15 protein-coding genes and 1 riboswitch are annotated in these 13,931 nt (G+C 72.1%); of the genes, 8 read left to right on the top strand and 7 right to left on the bottom strand.

All coding sequences use genetic code 11. The annotated features are described in order from the left end of the window. Positions 1 to 24: 24 nt before the first annotated feature. Positions 25 to 1,269 (top strand): arginine deiminase, encoded by a 1,245-nt coding sequence (locus IL992_RS08810; protein ID WP_193202825.1) that lies wholly within the window; start codon positions 25 to 27, stop codon positions 1,267 to 1,269. Positions 1,270 to 1,326: 57 nt separating this feature from the next. On the opposite strand, the gene IL992_RS08805 is transcribed toward IL992_RS08810, so the two are convergent. Then, positions 1,327 to 1,764, bottom strand: coding sequence for an SAV_6107 family HEPN domain-containing protein (locus IL992_RS08805; RefSeq protein ID WP_076432068.1), 438 nt, complete (start codon positions 1,762 to 1,764; stop codon positions 1,327 to 1,329). Between the two features lie 404 nt (positions 1,765 to 2,168). After that, positions 2,169 to 2,987 carry a L,D-transpeptidase family protein gene (locus IL992_RS08800; protein WP_319018436.1) on the bottom strand — a complete coding sequence of 273 codons (819 nt, stop codon included), beginning with the start codon at positions 2,985 to 2,987 and terminating at the stop codon, positions 2,169 to 2,171. Positions 2,988 to 3,156: 169 nt separating this feature from the next. Between IL992_RS08800 and IL992_RS08795 the strand changes: the two genes are divergently transcribed. After that, positions 3,157 to 3,633 (top strand): YbaK/EbsC family protein, encoded by a 477-nt coding sequence (locus IL992_RS08795; RefSeq protein ID WP_193202824.1) that lies wholly within the window; start codon positions 3,157 to 3,159, stop codon positions 3,631 to 3,633. Between the two features lie 44 nt (positions 3,634 to 3,677). Next, on the top strand, positions 3,678 to 4,247 hold the full coding sequence (locus tag IL992_RS08790; RefSeq protein ID WP_319018435.1) for a GNAT family N-acetyltransferase: 570 nt from the start codon (positions 3,678 to 3,680) through the stop codon (positions 4,245 to 4,247). A gap of 14 nt (positions 4,248 to 4,261) precedes the next feature. Here IL992_RS08790 and metF read toward each other — a convergent pair whose 3' ends face one another. Beyond that, entirely contained in the window at positions 4,262 to 5,191 is a 930-nt protein-coding gene (metF, locus tag IL992_RS08785; RefSeq protein ID WP_193202823.1) for a methylenetetrahydrofolate reductase [NAD(P)H], read from the bottom strand. Between the two features lie 140 nt (positions 5,192 to 5,331). On the opposite strand from metF, the gene IL992_RS08780 reads away from it, so the two are divergent. After that, positions 5,332 to 6,399, top strand: coding sequence for a polyprenyl synthetase family protein (locus IL992_RS08780; protein WP_193202822.1), 1,068 nt, complete (start codon positions 5,332 to 5,334; stop codon positions 6,397 to 6,399). Between the two features lie 68 nt (positions 6,400 to 6,467). Here the strand turns inward: IL992_RS08780 and thiE are convergent, their stop codons facing one another. From thiE to IL992_RS08760, 4 genes are all read right to left on the bottom strand, one after another. Further along, complete coding sequence (thiE, locus tag IL992_RS08775; protein WP_404804739.1) at positions 6,468 to 7,121, bottom strand: thiamine phosphate synthase; 654 nt, start codon at positions 7,119 to 7,121, stop codon at positions 6,468 to 6,470. Positions 7,122 to 7,149: 28 nt separating this feature from the next. Continuing rightward, entirely contained in the window at positions 7,150 to 7,524 is a 375-nt protein-coding gene (locus IL992_RS08770) for an Rv2175c family DNA-binding protein (protein WP_193202821.1), read from the bottom strand. Positions 7,525 to 7,567: 43 nt separating this feature from the next. Next, a complete protein-coding gene (locus IL992_RS08765) occupies positions 7,568 to 8,746 on the bottom strand; it encodes an NAD(P)/FAD-dependent oxidoreductase (protein WP_193202820.1) in 1,179 nt (392 codons plus the stop codon). Positions 8,747 to 8,858: 112 nt separating this feature from the next. Further along, on the bottom strand, positions 8,859 to 9,401 hold the full coding sequence (locus tag IL992_RS08760) for a dihydrofolate reductase family protein (RefSeq protein ID WP_193202819.1): 543 nt from the start codon (positions 9,399 to 9,401) through the stop codon (positions 8,859 to 8,861). A 110-nt stretch (positions 9,402 to 9,511) separates the two neighbouring features. After that, positions 9,512 to 9,622, top strand: a riboswitch (TPP riboswitch). Here IL992_RS08760 and thiO point away from each other — a divergent pair. The 4 genes from thiO to pknB all read left to right on the top strand — a co-directional run bounded on the left by thiO (position 9,611) and on the right by pknB (position 13,926). After that, entirely contained in the window at positions 9,611 to 10,747 is a 1,137-nt protein-coding gene (gene thiO / locus IL992_RS08755; RefSeq protein WP_193202818.1) for a glycine oxidase ThiO, read from the top strand. Its footprint overlaps the riboswitch before it by 12 nt. After that, on the top strand, positions 10,744 to 10,944 hold the full coding sequence (thiS, locus tag IL992_RS08750; RefSeq protein WP_079320013.1) for a sulfur carrier protein ThiS: 201 nt from the start codon (positions 10,744 to 10,746) through the stop codon (positions 10,942 to 10,944). Before thiO ends, thiS begins: the two co-directional genes overlap by 4 nt. 2 nt (positions 10,945 to 10,946) lie before the next feature. Then, entirely contained in the window at positions 10,947 to 11,711 is a 765-nt protein-coding gene (locus IL992_RS08745; protein WP_193202817.1) for a thiazole synthase, read from the top strand. Positions 11,712 to 11,922: 211 nt separating this feature from the next. Continuing rightward, positions 11,923 to 13,926 carry a Stk1 family PASTA domain-containing Ser/Thr kinase gene (gene pknB / locus IL992_RS08740; protein WP_193202816.1) on the top strand — a complete coding sequence of 668 codons (2,004 nt, stop codon included), beginning with the start codon at positions 11,923 to 11,925 and terminating at the stop codon, positions 13,924 to 13,926. The last annotated feature ends 5 nt before the right edge of the window (positions 13,927 to 13,931 follow it).

Below are 13,931 nucleotides of genomic sequence, written 5' to 3'. Positions count from 1 at the left end.
CCGCCACGCGGGGATAGGCAGGACATGACGTTTTACGTGGGCTCCGAGGTGGGCAGGCTTCGCCGGGTCCTGGTCGACATACCCGAACTCGCGCTCAAGCGGCTCACCCCGGGCAACAAGGACGGCCTGCTGTTCGACGACGTGCTCTGGGTGCACCGCGCGCTGGAGGAGCACCGGGAGTGGTGCGAGGTGCTCGCCGGGCGCGGCGTCGAGGTGCACCACCTCGGCGACCTCCTGCGGGAGGTGATCGAGATCCCCGACGCGCGCAAGCACATCCTCGACGGCAGCGTCGACGAGCACTGGTTCGGCCCGCTGGCCGCCGACGCGATCCGCAACACGCTCGACGCCCTCGACGCGGACACGCTCGCGCCGCTGCTGACCGGCGGGATCACCAAACGCGAGATCATGGAGCTGGGCTGCGACCCCGGCTCCATCGCCTTCCACACGCTCGGCATGGACGACTTCGTCCTCCCGCCGCTGCCCAACCACCTGTTCGCCCGCGACACCTCCTGCTGGGTGTACGACGGGGTGTCGATCAACCCGATGCGCAAGAAGGCGCGCAGGCGGGAGACCGTCAACTACGAGGCGGTCTACCGGTGGCACCCGCTGTTCGCCGCGGGATACGGCAACCCCGGCGGCGGCGGGTTCAACGTCTGGTACGAGGGCGTGCGCATGGCCCCGGCCACCATCGAGGGCGGCGACGTCCTGGTGCTCGGCAACGGCGTCGTGCTCGTCGGGGTGAGCGAGCGCACCCAGCCGCAGGCCGTGGAGATGCTGGCGACCAACCTGTTCCGGACGGGGTCGGCGACCCGCATCGTGGCGCTCGACCTGCCCAAGACCCGTGCGTTCATGCACCTCGACACCGTGATGACCAACGTCGACGTGGGCGTGTTCACCAAGTACGCCGGGCTCGGGATGCTCCCGTCGTACACGGTGGAGCCGGGTGACACCGACAAGGAGCTGAAGGTCACCGACCATCCGCCGGAGGACATGCACAAGGCGATCGCGCGGGCCCTCGGCCTGGACGACATCAAGGTCCTCACGCCGACGCAGGACGTGCACGCCGCTGAGCGCGAGCAGTGGGACGACGGCTGCAACGTGCTGGCGCTGGAACCCGGCGTGGTCGTGGCCTACGAGCGCAACACCACGACCAACAACCATCTGCGCAGGCACGGCATCGAGGTCATCACGATCCGGGGCAGCGAACTCGGCCGCGGACGCGGCGGGCCGCGGTGCATGAGCTGCCCGATGGAGCGCGACCCCGTCTGACCAGGCGACGCGCGGCGGCCAAGACCGGGCGATCCGGGCCGTGGGCGGAGCCGGAGGTCAGCCGGCCATGGGCAGGGTGGGGCGGCCGGGCAGGCCGAGGATCGACTCGACCTCGCCGACGAACCTGTCCGCTTCCGCTATGATCTCCTCTGCGTCGTTCTGCGTGACGGCTCGCACCATGCCCGCCTCGGCCGCCGCGCGCTTGGTCGCGCTCACCGCGAAGTAGGCCGCCCAGTCCGCGAGCTTGGGCTCGGCCTCCGGCAGCAGCTCCCAGGCGCTGCGCAGCCGGCGCCTGCGGCCGTCCATCGGCCGCGGACGGGCCGCGAGGATCCCGGCGGCCGCGCGGAGGGCCGCCAGATGGGCCGACACGTAGCGGTCCGCGGGGGTGGGCCCGACGGTGGCGTCCGCGAGGCATGCCCTGGCGTCCGCGAGGTGTGCCAGAACCGCCTGCGAGAGCCGGGGCCCGCTCTTCTGATCGTCGTTCTGCTCAGTCATGCCCGCCTCCTTGAGTCGTGGCACTCCGGCGAAGGTCGCCGGTGACTTCACAGTCGCAGATCGCACCGACAATTTCGCCGGCCGGGAGATCCCGTGAACCGCTCGAGATCGCCCGACGCTTTCTCAGGCTCCCGTGGGCGGCCGGACGAGGAGCTTCCCCTCTCCCCGTCCGGCCCACGCCGCGGGCCGTGCCGCATCCGTCTCCGCCGACGACGAAGGCACGAATCCAACGGGGTGGGCGCGAGCCGCGAGTCCCACGCCCACTCCATCGAACATAGATTCGACCATGTCCCATGTCAAGGCTGTCAACGAATACGTGTTCGAGGACCGCGTTCGAAACATGGGCGAGAGACGACGGAGGGGCCCCGCGCGACACCACGCGCGGGGGCCCACCGGGGTTGGGATCAGCGCCTGTAGGCGCCCCAGACGTGCACGGGGACGCCCTTGCCGAGCATGCCGGGCAGGATCTCGGCCACGTTCATGGGCAGCCGCACGCAGCCGTGCGACGCGGGGTAGAGCGGCACCGACAGCGCGCCGTGGAGCGCGATGCCGCCGTTGAAGAAGATCGGGTTGTAGAGCTGCCCGAGGTAGGACCGGTGCCAGCCCTTGACCCGCCAGGTGGTCTTGTAGTCGCCGGTCGGCGTGCGGGCACTGCCGGAGAACCGCTGCCGCTTGCCGTTCCAGGTGGCGTACTCGGTGTAGGGGATGCCGCTGCCGCTGGAGATGTGGCTGATCAGCACCGGCGCGCCGCCCCGGTACAGAACCATCACCTGCTTGGTCAGGTTCACCTCGACGCGGGTCGCCTTGCCTCTGGGCACCAGGACCTGGGGCGCCCGGGGGTTCTCCAGCGCCTTCCAGGTGCGGGCGGCGACCGTGCTGGTCGGCGTGATCCCCTGCACCTTCTGGAACGCCCACACCGCCGTCAGCGTGGTCCCGCCGTACCGGCCGTCGGCACTGCCGGGCATGTACCCGAGCTCCTTGAGCCGGGCCTGCAGCGCCTTCACGGCGGAGCCCTTGGCGCCGAGCTTGAGCGTCTTGCCCGGGGCGGTGAACGGCGCGTAACCGGTGGCGCGGGCGGGGACGGCGCCTCGTGCCGGGAGCGCGGGAAGCGCCGAGGACGCCGGGAGCACGGTCCCCGTGGTCACCACTCCCGCCGGCGCGGCGGTGCGCGCCTGCGCCGTGCCGGCGACGCCGGTCGCCGCCAAGGCCGCTGCGAACGTCACGGCCCCCACTGCGACGAGCAGTCCCCGTCGACTCCTCATCATGACCAACCCCCTCATAAGCCCGTTTTCTCGATCAAAGGACTCACCTTACGGTCCGATTGTGAGCCGCGTGATCGTAAGTGGCCATAATCGGCCGCGTATGTCCTGGCAATCCGTTTAGAGTGACCAGGTGGCAGAAAAGTTGCATCCCAACGTCGTCCGGGTCCAGGAGGCCCTGCGGGCCCACGCGGTGACGGGCGAGGTCGTCGTGCTGGACGAGGCCGCCCCGACGGCCGCCACGGCGGCGGCCCAGCTGGGCTGCGAGGTCGGCGCGATCGCCAACAGCCTGATCTTCGACGCGGACGGCGCGCCGCTGCTGGTGCTGACCAGCGGAGCCCACCGCGTGAACACCGAGCTGGTCGCGCGGCTCGTGGGCGCGGCGAAAGTGCGGCGGGCCACACCGGAGTTCGTCCGCGAGCACACCGGACAGCCCATCGGCGGCGTCGCCCCGGTCGGGCACCCCGCGCCCGTACGGACGCTGGTGGACAGCTGGCTGGGCAAACACGAGGTCGTGTGGGCCGCCGCAGGGCACCCTCACACCGTCTTCCCCACGTCCTTCGACGAGCTGCTGCGCATCACCGGGGGCACGGCCGCCGAGGTGGAGTGACGCCTGCCGGACCGGCCCGGCGTCGTTTTGCTAGTGTGCGACGCGTGATCCGACTGCGACGGGTGGGCCCCGACCAATTCAGGGCGGCGCTGGACACCGTGCTGGAGATCTACACGGTCGCCATGCGCCCGCCGTCGGACCAGCTCGCGGGCCGCATGGCGATCATGCGTAACCACGCCACCTATCCCGACTTCGACTGCGTGCTCGCGGAGGACACGCAGGCCTCCGCGATCGCCGGCTTCGCGTACGGCTTCCACGGCGGCCAGGGGCAGTGGTGGCACGACGTCGTACGCGGGGCGCTGCAGGACCGGGCCGGGCCGGTGGTGGCGGAGGACTGGTTCGGCGACGCCCTGGAGATCGCCGAGGTCCACGTGCGCCCCGAGTATCAGGGCCGGGGAATCGGCCGGCGGCTGATCCACACGCTGTGCGATGGCCGCCCTGAGCGTACGGCCGTGCTGTCGACGCACGACGCGCCCACGGTGGCCCGGCATCTCTACCGGGACGTCGGCTTCGCCGACCTGATGACCCGGTTCGTCTTCCCCGGCGGCTACGAGGAGTACGTCATCGCCGGGGTTCGGCTGCCGCTGTCCGAGCGCGGGGCCGGCGAGGGCTGACGGAACCGGCCGGCTCAGCCGGCGACGGTGGCGGGCACGCTGTGCAGCGCCTGGAACACCTCGCGCGTCGCGCTCGACCGGTTGAAGGTGATGAAGTGGATGCCGGGCGCGCCCTCGTCGAGAAGCTTCTGGCACAGCTCGACGGCGTGTTCGATGCCGAGGCGGCGGACCGCGGCCGGGTCGTCGGCGACGGCCTCGAACCGCTCGGCCAGCTCCGGCGGGAACGGTGCGCCGGACAGCTGCTCCGACCGGGCGATCGTGCTCATCTGCGTGACGGGCATGATGCCGGGGATGATCGGGGTGTCGCACCCCTGGGCCGCCACGCGGTCGCGCAGCCGCAGGTAGTCGTCCGCCTTGAAGAACATCTGCGTGATCGCGTAGTCCGCGCCGGCCCGGCACTTCTGCACGAAATACTTGGTGTCCGACTCGATGGTCGCCGACCTGGGGTGCTTGTACGGGAAGGCCGCCACCCCCACACAGAAGTCGCCCGCCTGGCGGATCAGCCGCACCAGCTCCTCGGCGTACAGGACGCCCTCCGGGTGCTTGACCCACTCGTCCAGGGGGTTGCCGCCGCGCGGGTCGCCGCGTACGGCGAGGATGTTGCGCACGCCCGCGTCGGCGAACCTGCCGACCAGGTGACGCAGCTCGCGGATCGAGTGGTCGACCGCGGTGAAGTGGGCGACGGGGGTCAGCGTCGTCTCGTGCGCCAGCCGCTCGACGATGTCCACCGTGCGGTCGCGGGTCGAGCCGCCGGCGCCGTAGGTCACGGAGACGAACGTCGGCCGCAGCGCTTCCAGCTCACGGATCGCCCGCCACAGCTGGCGCTCCCCCTCGTCGGTCTTGGGCGGGAGGAACTCGAACGAGAACGAGCGCTCGCCCGCCGCCAGCAGTTCACGGACCGTCGGGACGCGATCAGGAAGCCGCGAGGGCAGACCGAGAGCCATACCGGCAAGGGTACAGCGATGGCGGTTTTCGCGACCCCCACGGTCTTGCTATGTGGACGTTTTCCCTAACAGAGTGAGTTAACCCACTTGAAGGGGATCTGCTGCTGTGTGTCCGGATCAACCCCGGTTAGTCTCAGAGCATGACCGCTTCCGCCGCCTCGCTCGATTCCATCCGTACGGAGGTGGACCGCGCACTCCGGGAGTTCCTCGACCGGCAGCGACCACACTTCGGTGACCCCCATCTGGCCGCCCTGCTGTCCGCCGCGGAGGACTTCCTGGCGGGCGGCAAACGGCTGCGTCCCGCCTTCTGTCACTGGGGATGGCGCGCCGCCGGGGGAGGCGACGACCCGGGACTGCACTCCGCCGCCGCCTCGCTGGAACTGCTGCAGGCCAGCGCGCTCATCCACGACGACGTCATGGACGCGAGCGACGTGCGCAGGGGCATGCCGTCGGCGCACCGCCGGTTCGAGCGGATGCACACCGAGGCGGGCTGGCACGGCTCCGCTCGGCAGTTCGGCGAGGGCTCGGCCGTGCTGCTGGGGAACCTGCTGCTGGTGTGGTCCGGGGAGATGTGGCGCACCAGCGGCCTGGCGCCCGAGGCGATCGCCGCCGCCCAGCCGTTGCACGATTACATGCTCACCGAGCTGATGTGCGGGCAGTATCTCGACCTGCTCGAACAGGCGCAGGGCGAGAGCACGTTCGACAGCGCCCTGCGGGTGGCGCTGTACAAGAGCGGAAAGTACTCGGTCGAGCAGCCGCTCCGGCTCGGGCTGGTCCTCGCCGCCCGGGCCCCGCACGCCTGGATCGACCGGCTCTGCGTGCAGTACGGCCAGCAGGTGGGCATCGCCTTCCAGCTCCGCGACGACATCCTCGGCGTGTTCGGCGATCCGGCGGAGACCGGCAAGCCCGCCGGGGACGACCTTCGCGAGGGCAAGCGGACCGTCCTGATCGCGCGCGCGCTCGCCTCGGCCACCCCCGCCCAGACGGAGGTCGTACGTGCCCTGCTCGGCGACCCCGAACTGGACGCCGAGGGGGTCGCGCGGCTGCGTACGGTGATCGAGGAGACCGGAGCGCTGGTCGCGTGCGAAGGCATGATCAAGCGCTACCTCGACGACGCGCTGCACGCCCTCGAGCAGGCGCCGATCGAGGAGGAGGCCCGTAAGGCGCTGGCCGCCCTGGCCGTCGCCGCCACGTCCCGCCGCACCTGACCCGCCACTCGGCCCGGACCGCCGCCCGCCACCGGGCCGGCGGGGACGGGCCCGGAGGACGCGTTCGGTCAGAACGGGACTGCGGACAGCCGGGCCTTGAGCGCGGCGGCGGCGGCGCCGGGATCGTCGGCCTCGGTGACGGCCCGGACGACCACGGCGCGGCGCACGCCGTGCGCCATCACCTCGTCGAGGTTGCCCAGGTCGATGCCGCCGATGCCGAACCACGGCCGGTCGGCGCCCAGGCGCGCGGCATGATCGAGCAGCGCGGGGCCGGGCGCCGGACGGCCGGGCTTGGTGGGCGTGGGCCAGATCGGCCCGCAGCAGAAGTAGTCGACCCCCGGCTCCACGGCGGCGGCCGACGCCTCGGCCGCCGAGTGCGTGGACCTGCCGATGAGGACATCGGGACCGAGGATCTCCCGGGCCACCGGGACCGGGAGATCATCCTGGCCGAGGTGCAGGATGTCGGGCCGGGCGGCGTAGGCCACGTCCGCCCGGTCGTTGACCGCCAGCAGCGCGCCGTGCCTGTCGCAGGCCGCGCGGAAGACCTCGAGCAGGTCCAGCTCCTCGCGCGCCTCCAGGCCCTTCTCCCTGAGCTGGACGATGTCCACCCCGCCGGACAGGACCGCGTCGAGGAACTTCTCCAGGTCGCCGCGGTCCCTCCTGCCGTCGGTGCAGAGGTAGAGCCTGGCCTGCGCGAGCCGCTGTCGCCGGATGTCGTTCACCCGACCACAATGCCATGCGGCGGTACGGTCAGAAGCCGAGGGCCTGGGCCCTGCGCTTGACCTCGGTGTGCCGGCCCTTCACGATCGCGTCGATCGGGGACCCCGGCAGCGAGTCGTCCGGGGTGAACAACCACCGGATCGACTCCACCTCGTCGTACCCGGCGTCGGACAGGACCGTGAGCGTGCCGGGCAGGCCCTTGAGCACCTCGCCGTCCGTGATGAACACCGCCGGGATCTGCGGCTCGCCGCCGCCCCGCCGGACGCCGACGAGCTTCTTGTCCTTGAGGAGTTGCTTGGCGCGGCCGATGCTGAGCCCCAGCTTCTCGGCGGCCTCCGAGAGGGGGAGCCACTCCCCTACGAGCTGGTCGGTCTCCCGGTCGATCTGCGCAACAGTAAGCGTCACGGCTCCACCATTACCACAGGCGGGCTGCCAGGAAACACCTCGATTAGGCCATAATGCAGTCGCGGAGCGGCACGGCCGAATCGGCCACCCGCACGGGATCGAGCCGCCGGCCGCTCTCGACGATCTTGCGGCCCTGCACCACGTCGCGCGGCCGGTCGACGGTGAGCACCGCGGCGAGCCGGTCGTCCGCCGTCAGCCAGCACACCGCCCACTTCGCGTCCCTGCGCGGGTCGCCGCGCAGCACCATGCGGTCACCGGCTTCCCGATGACCGGCGAACTGCACCATGTGACCGAACTGCTCCGACCAGAAGTACGGCACGGGGTCGTAGACCGCCTCCTCGCCCAGCAGGGTGGCGGCGGCCGTGTCGGGGGCCTGGAGCGCGGTGTCCCAGTGCTCGACCCGCAGCCGGGTGCGGAACCTGCGCGACCACCAGTTCGCGCAGTCGCCCACCGCGACCACATTGGGCAGCGACGTGCGCAGGTGCTCGTCGACCACCACCCCGTCGTCGAGCCGGACCGCCGACCCCTTCAGCCAGTCGACGGCGGGGCGCACCCCGACACCGGTGACGACCACGTCGGCCGGCACCCGGGCGCCGGACATGAGCGTGAGGCCGTCGGCGTCCACCGTGCCGACCAGCGCGCCGAGGCGCAGCTCGACGCCCGCCCGCGCGTACCAGTCGGTGGTGTGGCTGCCCACGGCGGGCCCGAGCGCCACGGCGAGCGGGCTCTCCCCCGCCTCCACCACGGTCACCGTGCAACCGGCCCTGGCCGCCGCGGTGGCGACCTCGGCGCCGATCCACCCGGCCCCGACGACGGCCACGCGGGCGCCGGGGACCAGCCGCTCACGCAGCGCGAGCGCGTCCTCGATCGTGCGCAGCACGTGCTGGCGGCCCTCGCCGCGCAGGCGGATCGGCGTGGCGCCGGTGGCGATCACCAGGCCGTCGTACTCCAGCTCGCCCTCGGTCGTCTCCAGCACACCGTCACGCAGGCCCTTGGCCGCCGTGCCGAGGCACAACCGTACGTCGAGGGCGTCGAGGTCGGAGTCGACCACGGTGGAGTCGGTCTCTCCGAGCAGCACCGCCTTCGACAGCGGCGGCCGGTCATAGGGGCGATGGTGTTCCTCGCCGATGAGCGTGATGCGTCCGGTGAACCCACGGAACCTCAACGCCTCGATGCTTCGCACGCCGGCCAGGCCGGCACCCACCACCACGACGTGATCCACAGCTTGACCATAGATTGTCAGCGGGGGCCCTGGCCAACGGGCCCCCCATAACGAGTTGGGCAATTGACGCGCACTTCCGCGGGGGCCCACGTTGTGAAGCCGGGCCGCGTTGTCACCTGACCACGCGCATCCAGATGTTCGTCGCGTGCGGCACGTGCGTGACGCTGGTCCTTTCGAGCCGCACGCGGGCCCCGCCGGGGCGGGAGAACAGCCGGACGCCGTCACCGAGCATGACCGGCGCCACGCACACGAGGATCTCGTCGAGCAGACCCGCGTCGAGGCACTGCGCGGCGACGTCGGCGCCGAGCACGTTGACGTACTTGTCCCCGGCGGCCGACCTGGCCGCCGCGACGGCGGCGCCGAGGTCCGTCACGAAGGTCACGCCGGGCACCGGCGCGGCCGGGACGTCGTGGGTGAGCACGAACTGCGGCCCGCTCCACCCGCCCCCGAACGGCTCACCCTCCTGCGGGGTGTCCCGGTACGGGTCGTCCCCCCGGAAGGTGCGGTTGCCGACGAGCAGCGCGCCGATGTCGCCGATAAGCCCGTCCACGGTCGGATTGGGCCCGATATGTTCGGTCAGCCAGGACATGTCGCCGTCCGGCCCGGCGATGAAGCCGTCCAGGGACATGGTGGCCGAGTAGAGCATCATGGCCATGGGATACCTCCGTCGGGTCGATCCACGTCGCGCCATCATGCTCCGGCGGGTGGCCCCGGACCCGCCGATCCGGCGATCGGCCGTGATGGGCGGCGTACTACCCTTGTGGGCGTAAGACGCGCGGGAGCCCGGCGGACCGGGCTGAGAGGAGAGCGTGCGGCTCTCGACCGCCCCGACCTGATCCGGGTAATGCCGGCGAAGGGAGCGCTGTGTCCCACACACCGCCGTCCGGCCCGCAGTCCGGCTACGACGTCGTGATCGTGGGCGGCGGGGTGGAGGGCCTGGCCGCGGCCTGGCGCACCGCACGACGGGGCCTGTCGGTGGCGGTGGTCGACCCCGCGCCCGGAGGCGGCGCCACGCACGCGTCGGCCGGGATGCTCGCGCCGGTCAGCGAGGTGACCTACACGGAGGAGCCGCTGCTGCGGCTCGGCCTCGCGTCGCTGGCGGCCTGGCCGGCGTTCCGGGCGGAGCTGGAGGACGAGACCGGCGCCGACCTCGACTACCGGACCGAGGGCACGCTGGAGGTCGCCCGCGGCGCCGACGACATGGCCTTCCTCGACGACCTCGCGGCCTTCGAGCGGACGCTCGGCCTGCGGGTCGAGCGGCTCACCGGGCGCGAGTGCCGCTCCTTCGAGCCGATGCTCTCCCCCTCCGTACGCGGCGGGCTGCTGGCCCGCGACGACGCCTGGGTCAACCCCCGCAGGGTCGTGCGCGCCCTCCACGCGGCCTTCGAGAAGGCGGGCGGCACGCTGGTGACCGAGCGCGTCGCCGCGATCGACACCCCGGGGCCCGGTGCTCCCTGCGTACGGCTTGAGTCGGGCGGCGCCGTCGCGGCCGGACAGGTCGTCGTGGCGGCCGGGTCGTGGTCGGCGTCCCTGCTGCCCGGCCTGCCGGTACGCCCGGTCAAGGGCGAGATCCTCCGGCTGCGCGGCCCCCGGGGGTTCCTCACCCGGTGCGTCAGGGGGCTGGTGCACGGCTCCCCCGCCTACCTGGTCCCCCGGGGCGACGGAGAGATCACCCTGGGCGCCACGACCCAGGAGATGGGGTTCGACGCGCGGGTCACCGCCGGAGGCGTGTACGAACTGCTGCGCGACGCCCGCGAACTGGTGCCCGGCATCACGGAGCTCGAACTGGCCGAGACGACGGTCGGCTTCCGGCCGGGCACGCCCGACAACCTGCCGCTCATCGGCCCGGCCGGGCCGCCCGGCGTGCTCGCGGCGACCGGGCACGGACGCAACGGGGTGCTGCTGTCCCCGATCACCGCCGACGCCGTCGCCGCGTTCCTCACCGGCGACGAGGTGCCTCCGGTCGCCCGGTTCTGCGATCCAGGGAGATTCAGTCAATGAAAGTCACGATCAACGGAGGCGCGGCCGAACTGCCGGACGGCGCCACGGTCGGCGACGCCGTACGGACCCTCACGGCCCTCACGTCCGGGGTCGCGGTGGCGCTGAACGGCGAAGTCGTGAGCCGGAGCGCCTGGGACTCCACCCAGGTCGCCGACGGCGACGGCGTCGAGGTGCTCACGGCCGTGCAGGGAGGGTGAGCATGACCGACGACATCCTCGTGCTGGGCGGGGAGAAGTTCACCTCGCGGCTCATCATGGGCACCGGCGGCGCGCCGTCGCTGGAGGTGCTCGACCAGGCGCTGGAGGCCTCCGGCACCGAGCTGACGACCGTCGCGATGCGCAGGCTCGACCCGGAGTCCCGCGGTTCGGTGCTGGACGTGCTGCGGGCCCGCGGCATCAAGGTGCTGCCGAACACGGCCGGGTGCTTCACCGCCGGGGAGGCCGTGCTGACCGCCCGCCTCGCCCGCGAGGCGCTGGAGACCGACTGGGTCAAGCTGGAGGTCATCGCGGACGAGCGGACCCTGCTGCCCGACCCGATCGAGACCTTCGACGCCGCCGAGCGGCTGGTCGCCGACGGTTTCGTGGTGCTGCCGTACATCGGCGACGACCCGGCGCTGGCCCGCAGGCTCCAGGACGCCGGGTGCGCCGCCGTGATGCCGCTCGGCGCCCCGATCGGCTCCGGGCTGGGCATCCGCAACCCGCACAGCATCGAGCTGATCGTCGAGGCCGCCACGGTGCCGGTGATCCTCGACGCCGGCATCGGCACGGCCAGCGACGCCGCGCTGGCGATGGAGCTCGGCTGCGACGCCGTGCTGCTGGCGAGTGCCGTCACCCGGGCGCACCGGCCCGGCCTGATGGCCGCGGCCATGCGGCAGGCGGTCACGGCCGGGCGGCTGGCCCGCCTCGCCGGGCGCATCCCACGCCGCCGCTACGCCGAGGCGTCCTCCCCCGATCGCCTGTCCTGAATCCGTCACCGCCGCGACCAGCCGTCCTCCCCTCGCCCGCCTGTCCCCGGACATCTGCGCGGGCGGGGCGGAAGGCGGTCGATCCCCCGTCTGGTAAGCCCGGTTTTCGGAATCGGGACGGCTTTTCGGACGGCGCGAGAGGCGGCCGAATAGGTCTCGGTTTGGGATTCGGGAACACGCCGGGCGGCAAATCACCCGTAAACTTTGGCGAGTGGACACGACGCTAACCGACCCGCTCGTGGGGCAGTTGCTCGACGGGCGCTACCGCGTCGAGTCCCGGATCGCCCGGGGTGGCATGGCCTCCGTATACCTGGCTCTGGACGTCCGGCTCGACCGCACGGTCGCCGTCAAGGTGATGCACCGCTCGCTGGCCGAGGACCCGCAGTTCGTGCGGCGGTTCATCGGCGAGGCCAAGTCGGTGGCCAGCCTCTCGCACCCCAACATCGTGCAGGTCTTCGACCAGGGCACCGACGGGGCACACGTCTACCTGTCGATGGAGTACGTCCCCGGGCGGACGCTGCGCGACGTCCTGCGCCGGCGCGGCCGCCTCCCGGCCCGCGAGGCCCTGGAAATGGTCATCCCGGTGCTCGCCGCCCTCGGCGCGGCCCACCAGGCCGGGCTCATCCACCGCGACGTCAAGCCCGAGAACGTGCTGCTCGCCGACGACGGCCGGGTGAAGGTCGTGGACTTCGGCCTGGCCCGCGCGATCGAGGCGACCAACCAGACCAAGACCGGCATGATGATCGGCACGATCGGTTACATGTCGCCCGAGCAGGTCACGACCGGCACGGCCGACGCCCGCAGCGACGTGTACGCCGCCGGGATCATGCTGTTCGAGCTGCTCACCGGGCGGCAGCCGTACGCGGGCGAGACGCCCATGTCGATCGCCTACCGGCACGTGCACGAGACCGTCCCCGCGCCGTCCTCGATCGTGCCCGACATGCCGCCGCCGATCGACGCGCTCGTCGCCGCGGCCACCGACAAGGACCCCGCCGGGCGCCCGGCGGACGCGACAGCGATGCTGGTCGCCGCCGTCGAGGTCCACCGTACGCTGCCGAAGACCGGGCACACCGGTGCGCACGCCGCCCCCCACGGGGCCCCGGACACCGGTGCCCACAGCGGCATACGGACGGGCGCGCACCGGACCATCCCGCCGGCCGGCGGGGCCTCGTCGTTCGGCACCGCGCAGCACGCGCTCGCGGAGCCCGAGTCACCGCTCGGTCACACGATGATCCAGCCGCGCTCGGAACTGCTGACCGGCCGGGCCGAGACGGAGCGGCGGCGGGGGCGCAGGATCAGGCCCGTCTGGTTCGTCGCCGCGCTGGCCCTCGTCATGCTGGCGGGCGTCGCCTTCACCGGCTGGTGGTTCTCCCAGGGCCGCTACACGAAGGTCCCCGACCTGGTGAACAAGCCCATCACGGTCGCCAGGCAGGTGGCGCAGCAGGCCGGTTTCGAGGTCCGGATCGGCGAGGCGCGGTTCGACGACAAGGTGCCGAAGGACATCGTTCTCGACACCGAGCCGGGACTGGGCGCCGAGGTGGTCAAGGGCTCGGTGCTCACCCTCATCCCGTCGGCCGGCCCGGAGACGGTCCCCGTGCCGAAGGTCGAGAGGTACAGCCTGACGGACGCCCGGGCGAAGATCGCCGAGGTCGGGCTGACCCCCGGGCGGGTGAGCAAGAGCGCGAGCGACACCATCCCCCGCGACCAGGTCATCCGTACCAACCCGCCGGTGGGCAAGCGCGTCAAGAAGGGCAGCACGGTCAACTTCGTCGTCAGCGCCGGTCTGCTGATGCCGGACGTCACGCAGATGATGCGCGACCAGGCGGAGAAGTTCCTGCGTGAGAAGGGCTTCAACGTCCAGGTCGACGAGACCGCCGACGACGCCCCGCCGGGCACGGTGATCGCGCAGGACCCTCCCGGAGGCGCCGAGGTGGTGGCCGGGGCGACCGTCCACCTGACGGCTTCGCGCGGCCCGGACCAGGGCTTCCACTGGCCGTGGGAGATCAACCCCGCCGACCCCAACCAGAGCCCGGCCGCCGTCGTCAACGTGCCCGACGTACGTTTCAAGTTCGTGAAGGACGCGGTGAACGAGCTGAAGGCGGCCGGCTTCAAGGTGAACGTCCGCAAGCTGGCGGGCGTGGGCACCCAGCGCGTGATCGGCGAGAACCCGCTCGGTCAGCAGCCCGCGGGCTCCACCATCACCATCTGGCACTGACCCGC

The sequence above is a fragment of the Microbispora sitophila genome, from assembly GCF_014892245.1.
In the GTDB taxonomy this organism is placed as follows: Bacteria; Actinomycetota; Actinomycetes; order Streptosporangiales; family Streptosporangiaceae; genus Microbispora; species Microbispora siamensis.
This window is presented reverse-complemented; position numbering and strand designations above follow the sequence as displayed.